This window comes from Stenotrophomonas sp. Bg11-02, assembly GCF_002836635.1.
GTDB classification, from domain to species: Bacteria; Pseudomonadota; Gammaproteobacteria; order Xanthomonadales; family Xanthomonadaceae; genus Stenotrophomonas; species Stenotrophomonas lacuserhaii.
In genome coordinates this window covers 43,956-65,117 of record NZ_PJAY01000060.1, presented here as the reverse complement: position 1 = coordinate 65,117, position 21,162 = coordinate 43,956, and the positions used below count along the sequence as shown (strand labels likewise).

General features: G+C 67.0%; 17 protein-coding genes, 1 pseudogene and 1 riboswitch. Of the genes and pseudogenes, 8 read left to right on the top strand and 10 right to left on the bottom strand.

The window, feature by feature from the left end; all coding sequences use genetic code 11:
- Positions 1-46 precede the first annotated feature (46 nt).
- Positions 47-1,285 (bottom strand): multidrug effflux MFS transporter, encoded by a 1,239-nt coding sequence (locus CXG43_RS10480; protein WP_101099913.1) that lies wholly within the window; start codon positions 1,283-1,285, stop codon positions 47-49.
- 284 nt (positions 1,286-1,569) lie between these two features.
- Positions 1,570-1,672: riboswitch (glycine riboswitch) on the top strand.
- A gap of 61 nt (positions 1,673-1,733) precedes the next feature.
- Here CXG43_RS10480 and gcvP point away from each other — a divergent pair.
- Both gcvP and CXG43_RS10470 read left to right on the top strand, forming a co-directional pair.
- A complete protein-coding gene (gene gcvP / locus CXG43_RS10475) occupies positions 1,734-4,601 on the top strand; it encodes an aminomethyl-transferring glycine dehydrogenase (protein WP_101099912.1) in 2,868 nt (955 codons plus the stop codon).
- 278 nt (positions 4,602-4,879) lie between these two features.
- Positions 4,880-5,110 carry a hypothetical protein gene (locus tag CXG43_RS10470; protein WP_101099911.1) on the top strand — a complete coding sequence of 77 codons (231 nt, stop codon included), beginning with the start codon at positions 4,880-4,882 and terminating at the stop codon, positions 5,108-5,110.
- Positions 5,111-5,157: 47 nt separating this feature from the next.
- Here the strand turns inward: CXG43_RS10470 and CXG43_RS10465 are convergent, their stop codons facing one another.
- The gene (locus CXG43_RS10465) at positions 5,158-6,540 is read right to left on the bottom strand and encodes an amino acid permease (protein WP_101099910.1); all 1,383 of its coding nucleotides are present in this window, start codon (positions 6,538-6,540) and stop codon (positions 5,158-5,160) included.
- Between the two features lie 82 nt (positions 6,541-6,622).
- Positions 6,623-7,333: an AraC family transcriptional regulator gene (locus CXG43_RS10460; protein WP_042613521.1), complete on the bottom strand. Its 711-nt coding sequence runs from the start codon at positions 7,331-7,333 to the stop codon at positions 6,623-6,625.
- A gap of 119 nt (positions 7,334-7,452) precedes the next feature.
- Between CXG43_RS10460 and CXG43_RS10455 the strand changes: the two genes are divergently transcribed.
- Positions 7,453-9,567: a catalase gene (locus tag CXG43_RS10455; RefSeq protein WP_101099909.1), complete on the top strand. Its 2,115-nt coding sequence runs from the start codon at positions 7,453-7,455 to the stop codon at positions 9,565-9,567.
- A 22-nt stretch (positions 9,568-9,589) separates the two neighbouring features.
- Positions 9,590-9,769, top strand: a pseudogene (locus CXG43_RS10450) (hypothetical protein); the annotation flags it as partial.
- 28 nt (positions 9,770-9,797) lie between these two features.
- Here the strand turns inward: CXG43_RS10450 and CXG43_RS10445 are convergent.
- Entirely contained in the window at positions 9,798-10,571 is a 774-nt protein-coding gene (locus CXG43_RS10445) for a hypothetical protein (RefSeq protein ID WP_101099908.1), read from the bottom strand.
- Between the two features lie 167 nt (positions 10,572-10,738).
- On the opposite strand from CXG43_RS10445, the gene CXG43_RS10440 reads away from it, so the two are divergent.
- Together CXG43_RS10440 and CXG43_RS10435 are read left to right on the top strand one after the other, a co-directional pair.
- Positions 10,739-11,713, top strand: a complete 975-nt coding sequence (locus CXG43_RS10440) for a L,D-transpeptidase (RefSeq protein WP_101099907.1) — start codon at positions 10,739-10,741, stop codon at positions 11,711-11,713.
- Between the two features lie 4 nt (positions 11,714-11,717).
- Positions 11,718-12,407, top strand: coding sequence for a M23 family metallopeptidase (locus CXG43_RS10435; RefSeq protein ID WP_101099906.1), 690 nt, complete (start codon positions 11,718-11,720; stop codon positions 12,405-12,407).
- A gap of 102 nt (positions 12,408-12,509) precedes the next feature.
- Here CXG43_RS10435 and CXG43_RS10430 read toward each other — a convergent pair whose 3' ends face one another.
- The 6 genes from CXG43_RS10430 to hflK all read right to left on the bottom strand — a co-directional run bounded on the left by CXG43_RS10430 (position 12,510) and on the right by hflK (position 19,266).
- Positions 12,510-12,944 carry a pyridoxamine 5'-phosphate oxidase family protein gene (locus tag CXG43_RS10430; protein WP_101099905.1) on the bottom strand — a complete coding sequence of 145 codons (435 nt, stop codon included), beginning with the start codon at positions 12,942-12,944 and terminating at the stop codon, positions 12,510-12,512.
- Positions 12,945-13,148: 204 nt separating this feature from the next.
- A complete protein-coding gene (locus tag CXG43_RS10425) occupies positions 13,149-14,441 on the bottom strand; it encodes an adenylosuccinate synthase (protein WP_042613514.1) in 1,293 nt (430 codons plus the stop codon).
- Between the two features lie 206 nt (positions 14,442-14,647).
- Positions 14,648-16,918, bottom strand: coding sequence for a hypothetical protein (locus tag CXG43_RS10420; protein ID WP_157825219.1), 2,271 nt, complete (start codon positions 16,916-16,918; stop codon positions 14,648-14,650).
- A 104-nt stretch (positions 16,919-17,022) separates the two neighbouring features.
- Entirely contained in the window at positions 17,023-17,208 is a 186-nt protein-coding gene (locus CXG43_RS10415) for a DUF2065 family protein (RefSeq protein WP_101099903.1), read from the bottom strand.
- 64 nt (positions 17,209-17,272) lie between these two features.
- Entirely contained in the window at positions 17,273-18,136 is an 864-nt protein-coding gene (locus CXG43_RS10410) for a protease modulator HflC (protein ID WP_042613511.1), read from the bottom strand.
- Positions 18,133-19,266 (bottom strand): FtsH protease activity modulator HflK, encoded by a 1,134-nt coding sequence (hflK, locus tag CXG43_RS10405; RefSeq protein ID WP_101099902.1) that lies wholly within the window; start codon positions 19,264-19,266, stop codon positions 18,133-18,135. Before hflK ends, CXG43_RS10410 begins: the two co-directional genes overlap by 4 nt.
- 143 nt (positions 19,267-19,409) lie before the next feature.
- Here hflK and CXG43_RS10400 point away from each other — a divergent pair, with 143 nt between their 5' ends.
- Together CXG43_RS10400 and pilH are read left to right on the top strand one after the other, a co-directional pair.
- The gene (locus tag CXG43_RS10400; protein WP_101099901.1) at positions 19,410-20,405 is read left to right on the top strand and encodes a YhdH/YhfP family quinone oxidoreductase; all 996 of its coding nucleotides are present in this window, start codon (positions 19,410-19,412) and stop codon (positions 20,403-20,405) included.
- 88 nt (positions 20,406-20,493) lie between these two features.
- Positions 20,494-20,865: a twitching motility response regulator PilH gene (gene pilH, locus CXG43_RS10395; protein WP_101099900.1), complete on the top strand. Its 372-nt coding sequence runs from the start codon at positions 20,494-20,496 to the stop codon at positions 20,863-20,865.
- The last annotated feature ends 297 nt before the right edge of the window (positions 20,866-21,162 follow it).

Below are 21,162 nucleotides of genomic sequence, written 5' to 3'. Positions count from 1 at the left end.
GGCAATCGGGGCGGCAAGGATACCGCACGCCGCGCGCTGACCTGCTTCACGGCGCGCCCCCGCCTGCGGCCACCCGCAGCGCCTCCGCAGCGCGCTCGCGCCGGTGTTCCCAGTACCAGAACAGGAAGCCCACCGCGAAGAAGGCCGCCTGGCCCAGCGCCAGCTGCAGCGGCGAATGGCTGAGCAGCGGGGACACCAGCCCGGCCACCAGCGTGCTCACCATCAGTTGCAGGAACGCCTGCAATGACGAGGCCAGCCCGCGCTGGTGCGGATACATGTCCAGCACCGCCAACGCCAGGATCGGGAAGATCAGCGCCATGCCCAGGCCACCGATGAAGATCGGCAGCACCGCCCACGGCAGCACCAGCTGCGGGGCCGTGGCAACGTAGCCGATGTTCAGCACGGCCGAAACCGCACAGCAGATGAAACCGATGCTGACCTGGCGGGTCGGCGTGGTACGGCCGGCCATGCGCCCGGACAGGAACGAACCGGCCGTCATGCCGCCGATGGTCGGGATGAACAGCCAGGCGAATCCGCCCTCGCCCAATCGCAGGTGCTGCATCACGAACATCGGCGCGGACGCGATATACAGGAAGATGCCACCGAAGTTGATGCTGCCGGCCAGCGCCAGTCGCATGAAGCGCGGGTTCGAGCCGATCCGCAGGTAATCGCGCACCAGCCCGCGCGGCGACAGCGGCGTGCGCGCGTCGATCGGGTGGGTTTCCGGCAGGAATCGCGCGGTGGCCACCAGCAGCAGCAGCGAGAACACCACCAGGAACCAGAAGATCAGCGGCCAGCCGGCACCGCTGAGCAGGATCCAGCCGCCGATGATCGGCGCGATGGCCGGTGCGATGCCGAAGATCATCGATACCTGGCTCATCAACCGCTGCGCATCGTGGCCGTGGTACAGGTCACGGATCACCGCGCGGCCGACGATCATGCCGACGCCGGCCGACAGGCCCTGCAGCGCGCGGAACATCAGCAGCGTGGTCAGGTCGGTGGACAGCGCGCAGCCGACCGAGGCGCCCACGAACACCACCAGCCCGCCGAGGATCACCCGCTTGCGCCCCCAGGCATCGGAAAGGGGGCCGTGCGCCAGGCTCATCAGCCCATAGAACAGCAGGTAGACGCTGACGGTCTGCTGCACCGCTACTTCATCCACCCCGAGCCGCTGCGCCAGTTGCGGGAACGCCGGGAAAATGGTGTCGATGGAGAACGGGCCGAACATCGCCAGGCCTGCGAGCAGCAGGGCCAGACGGCGGGTCGAAGGCGAGGCGGCAGTCATGGGAGCGTCCGGAGGTTCCGCGCAGGCCATGCGCGGCAGGCGCCAGCCCGTGTCCAGAAGAGACAGAAGGGCGGCGCCGGATGAATACGAGTAGTGCGCCATGATAGACCGTAGCGTTCGCCTTTGCCATTCGGTCCGGTCCGAAAACGTCTGGTCCCTGACCCCATCCAGCCGCGCATCCGTGGGGGCCGACCGCTATAATCGGGGGGCAACAAGGTGGGAGAAGCAGGACACCGCTGCCGAAGGCGCAAACGCCCGTAATCGCTCAGGCCCGTGACCACCCGCATCAAAACTCTGGAGAGACCGGTTCGATCCGGCGCCGAAGGGGCACGAAGCCGCGCACATGCGTGCTTCCAAACTCTCAGGCAAAAGGACAGAGGGGCGCCCCCGCAGGCTGCTGATCGGCAGCCTGCCCACGTGCGTGCCCTTTCCCGACGGATCCTTCGCCATGTCCCAGAACACCCCTTCGTTGCGCGAGCTTGAACACCACAACGCGTTCGTCGAGCGCCACATCGGCCCCAACGATGCGGAGATCGCGCAGATGCTGAGCGTGGTCGGCCATGCCTCGCTGGATGCGCTGACCGACGCCATCGTGCCGGCCCGGATCAAGTCGCCTGCGCCGCTGGCGCTGCCCGAATCGATCACCGAAGTGCAGGCACTGGCCAAGATCCGCGCCATCGCCGACCAGAACACCGTGCTGCGCAGCTTCATCGGCCAGGGCTACTACGGCACCCACACGCCGAACGTCATCCTGCGCAACATCCTCGAAAACCCGGCGTGGTACACCGCCTACACGCCGTACCAGGCTGAGATCTCGCAGGGCCGCATGGAAGCGCTGATCAACTTCCAGACGCTGTGCGCGGACCTGACCGGCATGGAAATCGCCAACGCCTCGCTGCTGGACGAAGCCACTGCGGCGGCCGAAGCGATGACCCTGGCCAAGCGTTCGGCCAAGTCGAAGTCGGACACGTTCTTCGTGCATGACGCGGTGCATCCGCAGACGCTGGAACTGCTGCGCACCCGCGCCGAACCGCTGGGCATCGTGCTGCGCGTGGGTACCCCGGCCGAAGCGCTGGAAGCGGAGGCCTTCGGCCTGCTGCTGCAGTACCCGGACACCTTCGGCCAGGTGGCCGACCACAAAGCGCTGGTCGATGCCGTGCACGCCCGCGGCGGCCTCGTCGCGGTGGCGACCGATCTGCTCGCATTGACCCTGCTGGCCGCTCCCGGCGAATGGGGCGCGGACATCGTGGTCGGCAACAGCCAGCGCTTCGGCGTGCCGTTCGGCTTCGGTGGCCCGCATGCCGCCTTCATGGCCTGCCGTGATGCCTACAAGCGCTCGATGCCGGGCCGCCTGATCGGGGTCTCCATCGATGCGCAGGGCAATCCCGCCTACCGCCTCACCCTGCAGACCCGCGAGCAGCACATCCGCCGCGAAAAGGCCACCTCCAACATCTGTACCGCCCAGGTGCTGCTGGCGGTGATGGCCTCGATGTACGCGGTGTACCACGGCCCGGACGGACTGACCCGCATCGCCCGGCGCACCCACCGCCTGGCGGCGATCCTGGCCGCTGCCCTGCGCAGCAACGGCGTGGCCGTCGGCAGCGACTTCTTCGATACGCTGCACGTGACCGGCATCGACGCCGCCGCCATCCACGGCGCCGCGCGCGCGGCCGGCTACAACCTGCGCGCCATCGACAGCAGCTCGGTCAGCATCAGCCTGGACGAAACCGCCACCCGCGAGGACGTGGTCGCACTGGCCGCGGTATTCGGTGCACAGGCCGACGTGGATGCGCTGGACGACAGCACTGCCGACGCCATCCCGGCCGACCTGGCCCGCCGCAGCGCTTTCCTGACCCACCCGGTCTTCAACACCCATCACAGCGAGCACGAACTGCTGCGCTACCTGCGTTCGCTGGCCGACAAGGACCTGGCGATGGACCGCACGATGATCCCGCTGGGTTCGTGCACCATGAAGCTCAACGCCACCGCCGAGATGATCCCGGTGACCTGGCCGGAGTTCGGCAACATCCATCCGCTGGTGCCGGCCGACCAGGCCGTGGGCTACAAGGCACTGATCGAAGGTCTGGAAGCCATGCTGGTGGAATGCACCGGCTACGACGCGGTGAGCCTGCAGCCCAATTCCGGCGCGCAGGGTGAATACGCCGGCCTGCTGGCGATCCGCGCGTATCACCGTTCGCGCGGCGATGACCACCGTGACATCTGCCTGATCCCGGATTCGGCGCATGGCACCAATCCGGCATCGGCGCAGATGTGCGGCATGAAGGTCGTGGTCACAAAGACCGATGCCAACGGCAACGTCGATGTCGACGACATCCGCCGCAATGCGGAAAAGTACAGCGACCGCCTTGCCGCGCTGATGGTCACCTACCCGTCCACGCACGGCGTGTTCGAAGAAGAGATCGTGGAGATCTGCGAGATCATCCACCAGCACGGCGGCCAGGTGTACACCGACGGGGCCAACATGAACGCGCTGGTCGGCGTGGCCAAGCCGGGCAAGTGGGGCTCGGACGTGTCGCACCTGAACCTGCACAAGACCTTCTGCATCCCGCATGGCGGCGGTGGTCCCGGCGTCGGTCCCTGCGCGGTGAAGTCGCACCTGGCCCCATTCCTGCCGCGCGTCCTCGGTGGCGAAGGGGATGTCGGCATGGTCTCGGCGGCGTCCTTCGGCAGCGCGTCGATCCTGCCTATCAGCTGGATGTACATCACGCTGATGGGCAGCGAAGGCCTGCGCAAGGCGACCCAGGTCGCCCTGCTCAACGCCAACTACATCGCCACCCGCCTGGCCCCGCACTTCAAGACCCTGTACACGGGCCGCAACGGGCTGGTGGCACATGAGTGCATCCTGGACGTGCGCCCGCTGGAAAAGACCAGCGGCATCGGCGCCGAGGACATCGCCAAGCGGCTGATCGATTTCGGCTTCCACGCGCCGACGCTGAGTTTCCCGGTCGCCGGCACGTTGATGGTGGAGCCGACTGAAAGCGAATCCCAGCACGAACTGGATCGCTTCATCGACGCGATGATCCAGATCCGCGAAGAGATCGCCGCGATCGAAGATGGCCGCCTGGAGCGTGAGGACAATCCGCTGAAGAACGCACCGCACACGGCCACCGCCGTGACCGCAAGCGAGTGGACCCACGCCTACCCGCGCGAACTGGCGGCGTTCCCGCTGGCCAGCCTGAAGCAGTCCAAGTACTGGCCGCCGGTGGCCCGGGTGGACAACGTGTACGGCGACAAGAACGTGATGTGCGCCTGCATCCCGGTCGATGCGTACAAGGATGACGAAGTCGACGCCTGATCGGCCTCCCGGGGCATCCACGGTCAACCACAAGGCCCGCGCAAGCGGGCCTTGTGCGTCATGGGCAGTCGTTCGCCGTCGCCATCATGAAGAACGACGACAAACAGGCACGCAGGCCCCTGACGGGTGCGCACCTGCTTCCCTGATGGGTCTGATGCGGCGGTAGCGGGACGATGCTGGCACGTTCCGGCGCGACAGCCCGGAACGGCCCCGCATCAATCGGGGCACGCCCGCTTCCTGCAGCGCAGGGAGCCTCTCGTCACTAGTGGAGACATTCCATGAAACGCATCAGAACACTGCCCGCCATCGCCCTGCTCACCGGGTTCCTTGCCGCGCCGGCAGCCTTTGCGCTAAACAACGCCGAGCAGCGCGGCATCATCGACTGCGGCATTCAATACGCCACCTGCATAGTCACCCAGAACATCTTCACGTGTTCGGCGGAATTCGCCCTGTGCCTGCTGGGCGGTGGCGGTGGCAACGGCTCAGCCGCCATGGACCGCCGTGACTGACAGCGTCCCAGGCGTAGCGGTACGGATCGCTACGCCTTCATGGCCGCTCAGCCTGCGCTGCCGCGCAGACGCCGGGCGGTGGCGCTGCAGCCGGCGATGAACAGGGTCAGCACCACCATCGACAGGAACTGCAGGCGGGTCTGGTCGCCGTACAGCAGCAGCGCGAAGATCAGCGCCAGGATGCCCAGCGCCAAGGCCGTCAACCAGGGGAAAGCAGCCATCCGGAACGGCAGCGACACACCGGCGCGGTCCGCCCGCCGACGCAGCACGAGCTGCGACAGCAGCGACAACGTCCACACCAGCAGGCAGGTGGAACCGACGATGTTCAGCAGCACCGGCAGCACCCTGTCCGGGAACAGCAGTTCCATCACCGTGGCGGCGAAGCCGAACAGGACGCTGGCCAGCACCGCCAGCACCGGCACCTGGCGACGGTCGGCCCAGCCCAGCACGGCGGGTGCCTCATGGCGCTGTGCCAGCGAGAAGATCATCCGCGACGCACCGTACAGATTGGCATTGAGCGCCGACAGCAGGGCGATCACCGCAACCAGCGTGATGGCCGTACCGGCACCGGGGATATTGGCCGCTTCCAGGACGGCGGCGAACGGCGACTTCAGCGCCTCGCTGGTCCATGGCACCACCGCGATGATGACGCTCAGCGAACCGATGTAGAACACCAGGATGCGCCACGCCACGGTGCGGATCGCGCGCGCGATGCTGCGCTCGGGATCCTCGGTTTCGGCTGCGGCGACCGCCACGATCTCGGTGCCGCCAAAGGCGAAGATCACCACCAGCAGCGCCGCGCCCACGCCGGCCAGCCCGGTCGGGGCAAAGCCGCCGTTGCCGGTGAAATTGGACAGGCCCGGCGACGTCGCATCCGGCAACCAGCCCAGCAGAAGCGCCGCACCGATGGCGATGAAGCCAAGGATCGCGGCCACCTTGAGGATGGCGAACCAGAACTCGAACTCACCGAAATTCTTCACCCCCAGCAGGTTGATGGCGGTGAAGAACAGCATGAAGGCCAGTGCCGCCATCGGCACCGACAGGCCGGTCCATACCGTAGCCAGCAGGCCGGCCGCGCCCACCGCTTCGGCGGCGATCACGATCACCAGCTGCACCCACCACAGCCACCCGACGGTGGCCCCGGCGGTCGGCCCCAGGGCGTCGGCGGCATACACCGAAAAGGCGCCGCTGGTGGGCTTGTTGGCCGCCATTTCGCCCAGCGCGTTCATCACGATGATCACCAGCGCACCGGCCACCAGGTAGGACAGCAGCACGGCCGGGCCGGCCAGCTGCACGCCGACCCCGGAGCCAAGGAACAAGCCGGCGCCGATGGCACTGCCCAGCCCCATCATGATCAGCTGGCGGGGCTTGAGCGCATGCCCAAGGCGGGTGGTCGAAGCAGGAGCGGCAGGCGTCGGGTTGGCGGGCATCGAAGGACACTGTGTGCGGCAACAAGGCCGTCACATTACCTTGTCCAGCGCGCCGGTGGGATAGGCCGGATGGCCTGCCGGCTCAGCCGCCGGCCAGTTCGGTGATGCGGGCCCGGTAGGCGCGGGGAGAAACCCCTGCCTCCGCCTTGAACTTGCGGGTGAACGCGCTCTGGTCGCTGAAACCGCACGCCTGGCCGATGCTGGCGATGCTGTCGTTGCCATGCAGCAGATGCATGGCCATCTGGATGCGCAACCGGGTAAGCACCTGCTGCGGGGTCATCTGGAATACCTTGCGGAAGCTCCGCTCCAGCTTGGACAACGAGAACCCGGTGATGTCCAGCAGGGTCTGCATGCGCACGTTTTCGGCGTAATGCGCATTGAGGTGCGCCAGCGCCAGCCGCAGGTGCTCGTACTGCGCGCCCAGGCTGTGTTTCTGGCCGAGGTCGCGGGAAATGCCGATCAGCCCCTTGATCTCCCCTTCCACCACGAGCGGACGCTTGCAGGTCAGGCACCAGCCCGGCTCGCGATTGGCGAACAGGTGCAGTTCCATCAGGTTTTCGATCACCGCCCCACCGATCACCCGGGCATCCTGGTCGGCGTAGTCCGCGCTCAGTCCGGTCGGGTAGATCTCCGCTGCGGTGCGGCCGATCACCTCCTTGCGCGACTTCAACCCGAGCCGGCGCAGCATGGTCTGGTTGATGTGGGTGTAGCGCCCCTCGCAGTCCTTCATGAAGAACAGCACGTCCGGGATGGCGTCGAACAGGGCTTCGATGTCGGCAGGTTCAACACGCATGGACACAGCATAGCCGACCGCCGTTTTCCCTGCGCACTCACCTGCCCGGGACCCGGGGTTAACACTTGTGGCCCCACAGTCAATGGGAGCACCCCGCCAAACCCCCCAGGAGATCCTCGATGGCCGCCAGCAAGCCCTCCGGCAAGCGCGCACCCGCCCAGCCCACATCCGCACCGTCGTCCAGCGAGGCGCTGGAGCAGCGCGGCCAGGGCGATGAACTGCACCAGCTGGCCGGTGGCTCCCACCCGGTCCTCACCAGCAACCAGGGCATTCCGGTTTCCGACAACCAGAACTCACTGCGTGCAGGGCCGCGTGGCCCCAGCCTGCTGGAAGACTTCCTGCTGCGCGAGAAGATCACCCACTTCGACCACGAACGGATCCCGGAACGTATCGTGCATGCGCGCGGCAGCGCCGCCCATGGCTACTTCGAGCTGACCCGTTCGCTGGGCAAATTCACCCGCGCGAAGGTGCTGACCGAAGTCGGCGTCAAGACGCCGGTGTTCACGCGTTTTTCCACCGTAGCCGGCGGCGCGGGCTCGGTGGACACCCCGCGCGACGTGCGCGGATTCGCGGTGAAGCTGTATACCCCTGAAGGCAACTGGGACCTGGTCGGAAACAACATCCCGGTGTTCTTCATCCAGGATGCGCTGAAGTTCCCCGACCTGATCCACGCAGTGAAGATGGAGCCGGACCGCGCCTTCCCGCAGGCCGCCAGCGCCCATGACACGTTCTGGGACTTCGTGTCCCTGATGCCTGAATCCATGCACATGATCATGTGGGCGATGAGCGATCGCACCATTCCGCGGTCGCTGCGGATGATCGAAGGCTTCGGCATCCACAGCTTCCGCCTGCTCGACGACGCCGGTAACTCCACGTTCGTCAAATTCCACTGGCGGCCCAAGCTGGGCCTGCAGTCGACCGTCTGGGACGAAGCCCTGAAACTGCAGGGTGCCGACAATGATTTCCAGCGCCGCGACCTCTTCGAAGCGATCCAGCGTGGCGACTTCCCCGAGTGGGAACTGGCCGTGCAGCTGTTCACCGAAGAAGAGGCCGAGCAGTTCCCGTTCGACCACCTGGACCCGACCAAGATCGTCCCCGAATCGCTGGTGCCGCTGCAGGTGATCGGCAGGATGGTGCTGGATCGCTGGCCGGACAATTTCTTCGCCGAAACCGAACAGGTGGCGTACTGCCCGGCCAACGTGCCGCCCGGCATTGATTTCAGCAACGATCCGTTGCTGCAGGGGCGGTTGTTCTCCTATCTGGACACCCAGCTGATCCGCCTGGGCGGGCCGAATTTCCACCAGATTCCGGTCAATGCACCGAAGTGCCCGTTCGCCAACCATCAGCGCGATGGCCACATGCAGATGCAGGTGCCCAAGGGCCGGGTGGCCTATGACCCCAGTTCGCTGGAAGCGGACACGCCGCGAGAAACGCCGGCCGGTTTCCGCAGCCATGCCACCGCCGATGACGGGCGCAAGGGCCGCACCCGCGCCGAAAGTTTTTCCGACCACTTCAGCCAGGCGCGGATGTTCTTCCGCAGCCTGGAGAAGCCGGAGCAGGCGCACCTGGCGTCCGCGCTGGTGTTCGAACTGTCCAAGGTGGAAACCGCGGCGGTGCGCGAGCGCACTGTCAGCCAGCTGCGCAATATCGATGACAGCCTGGCCCAGCGCGTGGCCGATGGCCTGGGCATGGACGCACTGCCGGCCCCTGCCCCGGCCGCGGTCCCCGCGCAGGACCTGCCCAACGCCCCGGAGGTGCGCACCATCGGGCGAGGCAAGGACACCCTGCAGGGCCGGTGCATCGGCATCCTGTTCGATGAAGGCTCCGATGCCGGCACCATCGCCGCATTGCGCAACGCGGCGCAGAAGGCGGGCGCCGACGTGAAGCTGGTGGCGCCCAAGCTGGGCGGCGGCGTGCTGAGCGACGGCAAGCGCCAGGCCGCCGATGGCCAGCTTGCCGGTACGCCGTCGGTGGTCTTCGATGCGGTCGCGGTGGTGCTGAGTGCGGAGGCCGGCAAGGTGCTGTCCAAGGAGTCCGCCGCCGTTGATTTTGTCAGCAACGCGTGGGCGCACCTGAAGGCCGTCGGCCACGACGAGGGTGCCAAGGCGCTGCTCAAAGCCGCCGGCGTCGGCAGTGATCCGGGCATCGTGCAGGCGTCCGATGCCAAGGGTTTCATTGCGGCCGCCGCAACCCGCCAATGGGCACGCGAACCGAAACTGCGCCTGCTGGCTTGATCCCCCTGAGAGGAGAAACCTCATGACCCAAGGTGATAAATCCGCCTACACGGACAAGCAGAAGCGCAAGGCGGCGCACATCGAAGAGAGCGAGAAGGACAAGGGTCGCTCGGCCAGTGATGCCGAACGGATCGCGTGGGCCACGGTCAACAAGCAGGACGGCGGTGGCAACAAAAGCGGCAGTGGCCGCAAGGATGCCAAGGACAGCTGACCCGGCTGGGGGTGGAACGTCAGCGGGCGGTTCGGGCCGGCGGCGACGGCGTCGTTGCCGCGTTGCGCCGTACGCCGGCTGCCTGCACACGGCGTACGGCGGCGATCGGAACCGCCTCCGCCCGTCGCTGTGCCGGCCACCACAGGAACACGAACGCGCTGCTGGTGCCCAGCAGCCGCGCCTGCCCCGCCAATGCCGTGGTATCGCCGATCAAGTGCACGGTCACCGCATCACCTGCGCGACGATCGCGGATGTCGTTGCCGCGCTGGGATACGTAACCGGCTGCCGCCACCGCCATGAACAGCGTCACGGCCACGGTCATCGCGGTCAGCGGACGCATCCGGGTCGCTTCCCAACTGGTGAATACCGAACGCCCCAGCAGCAGTCGCCATAACCGGTTACGACCCTTCAAGCGAGCGGCCGTTTCCGGATTGCGCAGGCGCAGCGTCTCCGGCCAGGTCACCAGCAATACCAGCAGCACGCCCAGCAGCAACAGGCCGATGTATACCGGGTCGCGCACGCCGGCGACCAGGAAGTCACTGGCCTGCAGGTAATCCAGGATCGATATCCCGAATCCGCGATAGAACCAATAGCTGCACCACAGGCCCAGTGCCGATACCAGCAGGTAAGCGGTGGTGAACAGCAGCGCCGGCTCGCGCTGCATGCGGCGCGAAGCCTGCAGCACGATCGAGTCTTCGTTGCCCTCCGCGACCGGTATCAGCGACCAGTCGAACGCCTTGGGCGGCGGCGGCGCCGGTGCGCCTGCAGGCGCTGGATTGTCACTGCTGTCCATGGCATCCCCTTGTCTGCTGCGTAGCATCGGCCAAGTTGCAGCGCAGCGGTAGTGTCTCGCTTGCCCCGCACTCGTCCGCGCCGGACGCTCAGCCGCCCGTCAGCCTTTTCACGGTGGCTGCGCATGGCCCATGGGCATGGTGGAGGCATTCGAACAAGGAATTCCCGATGCTGCCCAAGCGCCTGCCCCTTTCTTCCCTGCTGATCGCCTGCCTCGGCCTGTCGGCCGCGCCACTGGCGATGGCCCAGGCACCGGCACCTGCCGCCCCCGCCCAGACTGCCGGCGCGCAGCCGGTGAACATCGAGCCACGCTCGCCACTGCATGCGCAGGTATTGCTGGACCGGGCGAACTTCTCGCCCGGCCAGATCGACGGCGAGGTGGGCTCGAACCAGCGCCGTGCTGTGTCGGGCTTGCAGGCCGCACGCGGACTCAAGGTGACCGGCGAGCTGGACGAGGAAACCTGGCAGGCGCTGCAGGCCGACAGCACCAACATGCTGGTGCGCTACACGCTCACCGCCGAAGATGTGGCCGGTCCATTCCAGCCCACGCCGAAGGGGCCTGCCGCGCAGGCGCAGCTCAAAGCGCTGGGCTTCGGCTCGGTGGCCGAAGCGCTCGGCGAGCGCTTCCACGCCTCCCCGGACCTGCTCAAGGCGCTTAACCCGGGCGTGGATCTCAGCAAGGCCGGCACGTCGATCCAGGTGCCGAACATCGGCAGCGGCGCCTTGCCGAAGGCGGCCAAGGTGTTGATCGACAAATCCGATTCCACCTTGCAGCTACTGGACGACCAGGGCAAGGTCCTGGCGCAGGTACCAGTCTCCTCCGGCAGCCAGCACGATCCCTTGCCGATCGGCGAGTGGAAGATCCTCGGCGTTGCGCGTGATCCCACCTTCCACTACAACCCCAAGCTGTTCTGGGACGCGAAGAAGGGTGACAGCAAGCAGACCCTGCCGCCGGGGCCGAACAATCCGGTGGGCGTGGTGTGGATCGACATCTCCAAGCCCCACTACGGCCTGCACGGCACGCCCGAGCCGGGCCATGTCGGCAAAACCGAATCGCATGGCTGCGTGCGCATGACCAACTGGGATGCGCTGCGCGTGGCCGATGCCGTGGGACCGTCGTTGACCGTGGTGATGCAGGAGTAAGCCGATGCGCGTGATGCCGTTGATCGCAGTGGGGTTGGTGGTGGGTATCGGCACCGGTTGGTGGCTGTTCGGCCAGCGCGGCGCGGCGGTGGATATCGCGCCGGTGGATCCGGCTTCGGTGATTGCCGTGCCGGGTGAACCGGCGCGCTCGCCTTCGGTGACGCCCGAAACCGTGTCCGGACCATCTCGTTCATCGCTGCAGGTGACCGCTGCGGCCCTGCCGGTTGCACCGGTGGTCGCCACGCCCGCCACCGCGCCCGCGTCCAGCGGACTGCTGTTGCCGGTGCAGGGCATCTCGCCTTCGCAGTTGCAGGACACCTTCACCGATGCGCGCAGCGAGGGCCGGGTGCACGATGCCATCGACATCATGGCGGCCGAGGGCACGCCGGTGCTGGCGGTGGCGGACGGCCATGTCGAGAAACTGTTCGACAGCGACAAGGGCGGACTGACGATGTACCAGTTCGACCCCGATGGCGTGCATTGCTACTACTACGCACACCTGCAGCGTTACGCCGACGGGTTGGCGGAGAAGAAGCAGATCAAGCGGGGCGAGGTGATCGGCTACGTAGGCAGCACCGGCAACGCCAATCCGCAGGCACCGCACCTGCACTTTGAAGCACATGTGCTGGGGCCGGAGAAGCAGTGGTGGAAGGGAGATTCGATCAACCCGTATCCGTTGCTGACGGGGCGCTGATTCCCAAGGTGCCGCTGCGCTCGCCGACCATGGGTCGGCGATACCAATGCGGGGTGGTTCGGGTAGCGCCGAGCCATGCGCGGCGGGCGCTCTGTCCGCGCGTCAGACGCGCAGCTCACCCTGGTCTTCGCCATCCCACCAGGTGATGCGCGAGGCACGCACGTGCAGCAGCACCAGTCCGGGTGTATCGATGCCCTGCTCGAACCAGCGCTCAAGGTCTTTCACCCAATGCTCGGCGAAGGTCGCCTTGTCCGTATGCAGATGGCAATGGCCCTGCACGGCGACGAAGATCGGTGGCTTGCCCAGCAACGACTTGGCACCGGTGAAGGAGAGTCCCACCTTCGGATCGCGGCGGATATCGGCCACCATGCGCGTGTTTTCGAAGGTGAAAAACCAGCTGTCACCGTCGTAGTCGACGTCGCCGTTGTTGCTCATCGGCCGCGCCGCATGCTCACCCCCGTCGGTGGTGGTCTGCAACATGACGAAATCGATGTCGGCCATCTTCTTGGCCAGGTCCTGCAGGGTGTAGGCGGTCATCGGTGATTCCTGGTGGGTGATGCGCCGAGGGTGGAGCGGCCGCGGTAAATGCACCGTGTAGGGCCAGCGAGGGCGATGTGCAGTGTCATCGCCGGTCACGCAGGTGTAAAACGGCAGAGGGCGTGGCGACCGATGGTCGTCACGCCCTCTGGTGGAGCCCGCCGAGCATGGCTCGGCGCTACCGGGTTGTCGCGTCGTCTGGGATCAGGCGAACGGGTCCTGCAGGACCATGGTGTGGTCACGGTCCGGACCGGTCGACACGATGCTGATCGGGCAACCGGCCAGCTCTTCCAGCGAACGCAGGTAGGCACGTGCGGCCGGCGGCAGGTCGTCCCAGTTGGTGATGCCGTGGGTGTTCTCGGTCCAGCCCGGGAACTCCAGGTACACCGGCGTGCACTCTTCCCAGCCCTGGCCATCCAGCGGTGCGTATTCGGTGCGCTTGCCACGGTATTCGTAGGCGATGCAGATCTTCAGCTTTTCCATGCCATCCAGCACGTCCAGCTTGGTGATGCACAGGCCGCTGATGCCGTTGATCGCCACCGCGCGCTTCAGCGCCACGATGTCCATCCAGCCGCAGCGACGCGGCCGACCGGTGGATGCACCGTACTCGGCGCCACGGTCACGGATGCCCTGGCCGATTTCATCGTCCAGTTCGGTCGGGAACGGGCCACCGCCCACGCGCGTGGCGTAGGCCTTGGCGATACCCAGCACGTAATCGATGGAATCAGCGCCCACGCCGGCACCGGCCAGCGCACCACCGACGGTGGTGTTGGAGCTGGTGACATACGGGTAGGTGCCGTGGTCGATGTCCAGCAGCGCGCCCTGCGCCCCTTCGAACAACACCCGCTTACCCTGCTTGCGCAGGTCGTGCAGGATGCCGGCCACGTCGGACTTCATCGGCTGCACGTATTCGCCGAAGGCCAGCGCTTCGTCGAAGGTCTGCTGGAAATCGACCGCGTCGGTGCCCAGGTACTTGGTCAGCACGAAGTTGTGGTAATCCAGCGCGGTGCGCAGCAGTTCTTCCAGCTGCGCCGGGTAATGCAGGTCGGCGATGCGGATGCCGCGACGCGCCACCTTGTCTTCGTAGGCCGGACCGATGCCACGGCCGGTGGTGCCGATCGCCTTGCCGCCGGCAGCGCGTTCGCGCGCCTGGTCCAGGGCGATGTGGTACGGCATGATCAGCGGCGCGGCCGGGGAGATCTTCAGGCGCGAACGCACTTCCACGCCGGAAGTTTCCAGCTCGGCGATTTCCTTCTGCAGCGCGGCCGGGGAGATCACCACGCCATTGCCGATCAGGCACAGCGCATCGGCGCGCAGGATGCCCGACGGAATCAGGTGCAGGACGGTCTTCTTGCCATTGATGACCAGCGTGTGGCCGGCATTGTGGCCGCCCTGGAAACGTACTACGGCACCGATTTCCTCGGTGAGCAGATCGACGATCTTGCCCTTGCCTTCATCGCCCCACTGGGCACCAAGCACTACGACAGACTGACCCATGACGGGCTCCTCGAATTGTGTGCGGCCATCGGGGCCGCGGACGGGTAACCGTGGCGAGGCTGGCCAGCGCGGTGTGGCGGCTCCAACGGGGAGGCGCCGGCGATGGAGGGCCCGGACACGGAAAAAGCCGAACGGGAGGCCCGTCCGGCTTTTGTGCATTATCCGGGTTTCGGGGGTCAGCTGCCACCCTGTGGCAGCGCCGTGGGTCAGCCCGTGTTGGGCTCGGCGGCGGCCTGCACCGGCGGCGCATGGGTGAACATCCGGTCAAACGGGGTCGAGGGCCGTGGCTCGCAGCCGAAAGCCTCGTCGAATCCTTTCAGCGAACGCCCCAACTCGGCCCGGAACGGGCCCGGTGGGTGGTGGTCCTCGCTGATCTTCGCCCGCAGCTGGGCCGCGGTGGGGTTGGCTGCGTGCAGTCCGGCCGCTGCAACGAAGAACCGCCGGAGATCGAACGCCCTGCCCTCGCGCGCGGCCTCGGCCTCCCCGGCACGCCGGCTGGCGCTCAATCCCCGCAGGTCACACGCTGCCTCGCCACGTACTCGCTGGGGATCGAGCTGGGGCTCGCCGCTCCACAGGTCCCCGATGCGCTGGCCGATGGCCGCGTTCTCCTGTTCCATCATCGCCTCGCCCAGTGCGCTGAGGGTGCACCCATCGACCATCAGGTGACCCAGTTCGTGCCCGAACATCGCGCCCAGCGTCGCCCATTCGTGCTCCGCCGATGTCGCCGCTGCCTGCACGCTTCCCAGCAGCGCCGGCGTGGTGAACACCTGCCCGTCCCGCACGTTGGTGCCCATTGCGAGGTGATGGGCCGGACTGCCGGCGCGGCTCGCTCCGGCCAGGTCCTCGATGATCTCGATATCTTCCCGCACCTTGAGTCCGGCAAGGCGCTGCAGGTTGATCGCAAACGAAGGCGACACCTCGAAGCCGCTCCACTCGATGTCGCGTCCGTCATCCAACCGCAGGCTGGCATCGTGCAGGACGTCCTGCAGCAGGCGTTTATCCTCCACCGGCAATGACGATGCCGCCAGGTCCTCCAGATAGACCTGCTTCACACCCTCGAACAGGGCCCGTGCGCGGGTTTCCAGTGCGGGGCTGGCGCTGCTGCCGTACCACGCCCCAAGCAGGCGGCGCCCGCCACGGGAATCCTCCAGCCGGTGCAGGAGCTGTCCGGGTTCGCGCCCGGTATGCAGCAGATGCTCCATCCGTCGCGCCTGCTGGCAGCGCAGGAAGGCCTTCCATTCGGGCAGCGAACGGCTGCCCAGCAGGCCCTCCAGGCTCCGGCAGGTTTCCACGCTGGTGAACAGCGCGGTCATGGGATCCAGCCTGAGCACGCTCCACACCTCGGCCCAGGGGAAACCCGGCAATGCATGGATCGCTTGGGACAGACTGTAGGAACCCATGCGCATCGGTTCCATCGGCACGCGGGCCAGCTCGGCTTCCATGTCGAAGATGCCGTCAGCCGCTTGCTCTGCCTCGGCCTGCGGCATACCGGTGTGTACCAGCAGCCGGGCGATATCGGCCTTGTGCGCCAGCACGGCCGGATGTGCAGGCGGCAAGCCATGAAGTCCAGCGGGCTCGGCCGGTTGCAGCGCCAGTCCGACGGCCAGCACGCCGGCGCGGAAGTAACGTTCCAGCCCCAGTACGGTCTCCTGCCCCTTCAGCATCGAGGCGCAGATGTGTCGCATGACGTCGTCCATGCTGGCCAGCGCTGCGATCTCATCGCGCTGCGCAGCGAACGCGCTCCACGACCAACCGCCGACGTCCCGTGCACTTGCCCAGGTCAAGGCAAATGCCTGCTCCGCGCCCAGCGCATCCGGCGATGCGTGGGACAGGTCTTCCAGCATCTGCTCCTGGACGGTCTTCCTGGCCTCGCTGAAAAAACTGGGCGCGACGGGCCCGGCAGGATGCTGGAGTTTCCAGAACCCGTTGGCGTACTGGTCCAGGTCGGTACACGGATCAGCGAACCAGGCCGCGATCCCCTGCCACAGCAGCGACTGACCGCCGCCCACGCTCTCTTCGGCCACCATCAGTGCCTCCTGTCCGGCCAACTCCGCCAGCGGATGACTGATCTGCGGCAACACTGCGGGATGGAACGCATGCAGCGCGGTGGCCTGTTGCGCATCAGACTGCGTGGCCCCAGCGGGCGGGCCGCTCGGCGAGACGACGCTGCGCGGCAGCAGCCTGCCGATTCCAGCGGCCGATCGGCCGGGCTGCAACGGGGGTGTGGCCGGCGAAGGCGCCGGGGCGTCGCTGATCCTCGCGGCAGCACCGGCGAGATGGCTCCCCGCCAGCAACATCACCGTACCTGCGGCCAAGGTGGCGCGCGCATTCCAAGGCTGGTTCGCCACCCGCCACACCATGCCGGCGGGCTGCCGCGGCACACGCTGCAGATGGCCGGAGACCGGCCTGCCCCGTTGCGTCTGGAGATACTGGTCACGTCCCTGGGCGCTGCGCGCCATACCATTGCTCACTGGCATCGTTGTTTCCTCCACGCCATGGAGATCAAGACGCTAGCAACGGCTCTTTCAGCGAGACATAGCCGGACACGACAACGCGCGAATTCTGCAGGAGAGCCGCATACCTAGTGGCGTGCCCACCACAACAGGCTCAAGCCGGCCAGCAACACCAGCCCGCCGAAGCTGCGCAGCGCCGGCCCGGGCAGCTCCATCAAACGTGCGGCCATGCGTTTCCACGCCAGTGGCGCGGCAAACAACAGCAGGCCTTCCAGCACGGCCACCAGGCACAGCGCGGCGAACAGGTCTTTCATCCAACTGCTCCACAAAAAGCACGGGGCCCGGACATGCCGGGCCCCGTGCGGAAACGCCGGCGACTCAGCGGTCGCTTTTCAGGTACTGCAGGAACGGATCATTCTTGTCCAGCACGATCACCCCGTTGCCATCGGTCAACGAGTTGCGATAGGCCTCCAGGCTGCGGGTGAATGCAAAGAACGATGGATCGGCCGAACCGGCCTGGCCGTAGATCCGCGTCGCTTCGGCATCACCTTCACCGCGCATGCGCTGGGCATCGCGCTCGGCTTCGGCCACCAGCACCGTCGCCTCGCGGTCGGCCTGGGCACGGATGGTGAGCGACTGCTCTTCGCCCTCCGCCCGCAGCTTGGCCGCTTCCTGCTTGCGCTGGGCACGCATGCGCTCGTACACGTCGTTGATCACCTGGCTGTCGGTCGGCAGGTCGATCTGCTTGATGCGCAGGTCGATGATCTGCATGCCCAGGCCCTGCACGGCTTCGTTGATCCCGGTCAGCTGGTCGGCGATCAGTTCGCTGCGGTCACCGGACACCAACTCCGTCAGCGAACGCGAGTTGATCTGGTTGCGCAACGAGTCGGTGATGATCGGTGCCAGGCGGGCGTTGGCCACGCGCGGATCGCCGCCGGTGGCACGGAAGTAATCGCCCACGTTGGAGATGTAACCGATGGCGAAGAAGTCGACGCTGACGTCCTTCTGTTCGGCGGTGAAGTAACGCGCCGGGGCGGTGTCGAGCACCTGGAAGCGGCGATCGAACACGCGCACCGTTTCCACCAGCGGCACCTTGAAGTGCAGGCCCGGCTTGATGTCGGCCCGGACCACGCGGCCCAGGTTCAGCACCATGCCGGTCTGGTCCTCACGGACCACGAACACCGACCCCAGCAGGCCGAACAGGATCACGACCACCAGGCCGATCCACAGTGAACTCCTCATTGGCTGCCCTCCTCACGGCCGCTCGGTCGTCCCGTCGGACGGCCCACGGGCCGGCCTGGATCACGCGGAGTGGAGCTTGCACTGCCGGTCACGGCAGGCAGCACGACATCCGGGTTGGACAAGGGAAGCTGCGCTGCACCGGTCGGGCGCGTTTCGCCCGGGAACGGCACGTACAACACCTGGCGGCTGTCGCCACCGATCACCTTGCGGTTCTCGGCCAGCACCTGCTCGACCGTTTCCAGCCACAGGCGCTTGCGGGTCACCTCCGGCGCGTTCTTGTACTGCTGCTGCAGCAGGGTGAAGCGCTGGGCATCACCTTCTGCACGCGAGACCACGGCGGCCTTGTAGCCTTCGGCGGTGGTACGGGTACGGGCGGACTGGCCGCGCGCTTCCGGAACCACCTTGGCCGCGTAGGCCTGCGCTTCGTTGATCAGCCGTTCCTTGACCTGCTGCGCACCATTGACCTCGTCGAAGGCCGGCTTCACTTCTTCCGGCGGACGCGCGTCGGGCAGGGTCAGGCCGGTCACGGTGACGCCGGTGCGATACGCGCCCAGCAGGGTCTGCAGGCGGGTTTCGGCGGCGGTCGCCAACGGGCCACGGTTGTTGAGCACCGAGTTCAGGTCGGCACGACCGACTTCTTCGCGCACCGCGCTCTGCGCCGACTGCTCCAGCACCTGGTTGGCATCGAAGGTGCCGAACAGGAACAGGCGCGGGTCGTCGATGCGGTACTGCACGTTGAGCGAGACGTTGACGATGTTCTCATCGCGGGTCAGCACCGGCACCGAGACCGAGAAGGTCTTGATCTCCGTGGCGTTGACCTTGGTCACCGACTCGATCGGCCAGGGCAGCTTGAAGCTGGGGCCTGGCTGCAGGATGCGCGAGAACTGGCCGAAGCGCAGCACCACGCCACGCTGCTGTTCGCCGATCAGCTGGAAGCTGGAGAACAGCAGCAGCAGGACCGCCGCAATGACGATCCAGCGGACGATGCCGCCATCGAACATGTCTTTCAACGGCCCCGGGAACCCACCCCAGCCACCACCAAATCCGCCGCCGCGGGGCTTGGAAGGCCCCCGCCGGTTGTCTTCGGGACGTTGTCCGTCCCTGTTGCCGCCGGGTGTATTCCAGGCCATGCACGCTCCATCTGAATTGGGCCGCGCCACGGGCCCTTCCCGTGACACCAGCCTTGTACCGGTTTCCCTGATTCTACAAGATGGGGCGGACCAGGAGGATTGGAAGGGGGTAAGGTGACATTTCCCCGTCAGCGAGCGTTCCAATGTCCCTTCCGGCCACCTTCAGCGCCTTCCGCATCCACAAGGACGACCACGGCCACCACAGTGGTATTGCGCCGCTGCAGGTGGACGATCTTTCCCCCGGACAGGTGCTGATCCGCGCGCAGTGGTCGTCGGTCAACTACAAGGATGCCCTGGCCGGGACCGGCCGCGGCCGCATCCTGCGCCGGTTCCCACTGGTCGGCGGCATCGACGTGGCGGGCGTGGTGGTCGCTTCGAGCGACCCGGCCTGGCGCGAGGGCGATGCGGTGCTGGCGACAGGCTGCGGCCTGAGCGAAACCCGTGACGGCGGCTACAGCCAGTACGTCCGGCTGGAATCCAGTGCGGTCATCGCCCTGCCCGCCGGGCTGACCCCGCGCGAGGCGATGGTGCTGGGCACCGCCGGCTTCACCGCTGCGCTGGCCCTGCTGCGCATGCAGGACAACCGCCTGACGCCCGGGCATGGCCCACTGGCAGTGACCGGTGCCAGCGGCGGGGTCGGCAGCCTGGCCGTGGATATCTTCAGCCGCGCCGGCTACGCCGTGCATGCGGTGAGCGGCAAGCCGGAGCAGGCCGACTGGCTGCGCGCGATCGGTGCCAGCGAGGTCCTGCCACGTGATGCGCTGGCCGACACCGCGCCGCTGCAGTCGGCGCGCTTCGGCGGTGGGCTGGACAATGCAGGCGGCCCGATGCTGGCCAGCCTGCTGGCACAGACCGTCGGCTACGGCAGCGTGGTCAGCGCGGGACTGGCCGCCGAGGCTTCGCTGGAGATGACGGTGATGCCGTTCATCCTGCGCGGCGTCTCGCTGCTCGGCGTGTCCTCGGCCAGCGCCCCGCGGGCGCTGCGCGAGCAGGTCTGGGAACGTCTGGGCAGCGACTGGAAGCCGGCGCACCTGGAAGCGATCTGCACGCGGGAAATCGGGCTTGCCGAGCTGCCGCCGGTCTTTGAAAGCATGCTGTCGGGCGGCTCGCGCGGGCGTACCGTGGTACGGATCGACTGAACGTCGCAGGCGGGCGACGGACGGCACGTTGTCGGCTTCTCCGCAAGGCAAGCGGCGCACTACACTGCGGCATCACCTGGGGAGCAACATGGCACGCATCCTGATCGTCGACGATTCACCATCGCAGCTGTTGGGGATACAGCGCATCGTCGAGAAGCTGGGCCACCAGATCCTGACCGCCACCGATGGGGCGGCCGGCGTGGAAACCGCGCGCGCCGAACTGCCGGACCTGGTGCTGATGGACGTGGTGATGCCCAACCTCAACGGCTTCCAGGCCACCCGCACGCTGGCCCGCGATGAAACCACGCGCCACATCCCGGTGATCCTGGTGACCACCAAGGACCAGGACACCGACCGCATGTGGGGCATGCGCCAGGGCGCGAAGGCGTACATCACCAAGCCGTTTTCCGAGGACGAACTGTCCGAGGTACTGGAACGCGTGTTCGCCGGGCAGCCCTGACCGGGGTGGGGTCGAACGGGTGAAACCCCCTCGCGGGTGGCTCGAAAGCCGCAGCTTTGGGTGGGACGGGCGGTGGGGCTGTGCGGGGGACGGCAAAAACTGCGTCCATGCGGGCCTCGTTTCGCGCCATCCATGGCGCTCAACGCCCCCGCACAGCCCCACCGCCCGTCCCCCTGACAGGTTCCGGTGGCCGCCACCCGCGTAGTAAAGAAAAGAAAAGCGGTAGCGCCGACCCATGGTCGGCGAGCGCAGCGGGCCGTTGGCGGGAACATTCCGCCGACCATGGGTCGGCGCTAC

Bases quoted from the DNA above. Each gene is read 5' to 3' on its own strand.
- CXG43_RS10480 (WP_101099913.1), bottom strand. From the start codon at position 1,285: ATGACTGCCGCCTCGCCTTCGACCCGCCGTCTGGCCCTGCTGCTCGCA.
- CXG43_RS10460 (WP_042613521.1), bottom strand. From the start codon at position 7,333: ATGCGTGTTGAACCTGCCGACATCGAAGCCCTGTTCGACGCCATCCCG.
- CXG43_RS10435 (WP_101099906.1), top strand. From the start codon at position 11,718: ATGCGCGTGATGCCGTTGATCGCAGTGGGGTTGGTGGTGGGTATCGGC.
- CXG43_RS10440 (WP_101099907.1), top strand. From the start codon at position 10,739: ATGCTGCCCAAGCGCCTGCCCCTTTCTTCCCTGCTGATCGCCTGCCTC.
- gcvP (WP_101099912.1), top strand. From the start codon at position 1,734: ATGTCCCAGAACACCCCTTCGTTGCGCGAGCTTGAACACCACAACGCG.
- CXG43_RS10400 (WP_101099901.1), top strand. From the start codon at position 19,410: ATGTCCCTTCCGGCCACCTTCAGCGCCTTCCGCATCCACAAGGACGAC.
- pilH (WP_101099900.1), top strand. From the start codon at position 20,494: ATGGCACGCATCCTGATCGTCGACGATTCACCATCGCAGCTGTTGGGG.
- CXG43_RS10430 (WP_101099905.1), bottom strand. From the start codon at position 12,944: ATGACCGCCTACACCCTGCAGGACCTGGCCAAGAAGATGGCCGACATC.
- CXG43_RS10415 (WP_101099903.1), bottom strand. From the start codon at position 17,208: ATGAAAGACCTGTTCGCCGCGCTGTGCCTGGTGGCCGTGCTGGAAGGC.
- CXG43_RS10410 (WP_042613511.1), bottom strand. From the start codon at position 18,136: ATGAGGAGTTCACTGTGGATCGGCCTGGTGGTCGTGATCCTGTTCGGC.
- CXG43_RS10445 (WP_101099908.1), bottom strand. From the start codon at position 10,571: ATGGACAGCAGTGACAATCCAGCGCCTGCAGGCGCACCGGCGCCGCCG.
- CXG43_RS10465 (WP_101099910.1), bottom strand. From the start codon at position 6,540: ATGCCCGCCAACCCGACGCCTGCCGCTCCTGCTTCGACCACCCGCCTT.
- CXG43_RS10425 (WP_042613514.1), bottom strand. From the start codon at position 14,441: ATGGGTCAGTCTGTCGTAGTGCTTGGTGCCCAGTGGGGCGATGAAGGC.
- CXG43_RS10470 (WP_101099911.1), top strand. From the start codon at position 4,880: ATGAAACGCATCAGAACACTGCCCGCCATCGCCCTGCTCACCGGGTTC.
- CXG43_RS10420 (WP_157825219.1), bottom strand. From the start codon at position 16,918: ATGCCAGTGAGCAATGGTATGGCGCGCAGCGCCCAGGGACGTGACCAG.
- CXG43_RS10455 (WP_101099909.1), top strand. From the start codon at position 7,453: ATGGCCGCCAGCAAGCCCTCCGGCAAGCGCGCACCCGCCCAGCCCACA.
- hflK (WP_101099902.1), bottom strand. From the start codon at position 19,266: ATGGCCTGGAATACACCCGGCGGCAACAGGGACGGACAACGTCCCGAA.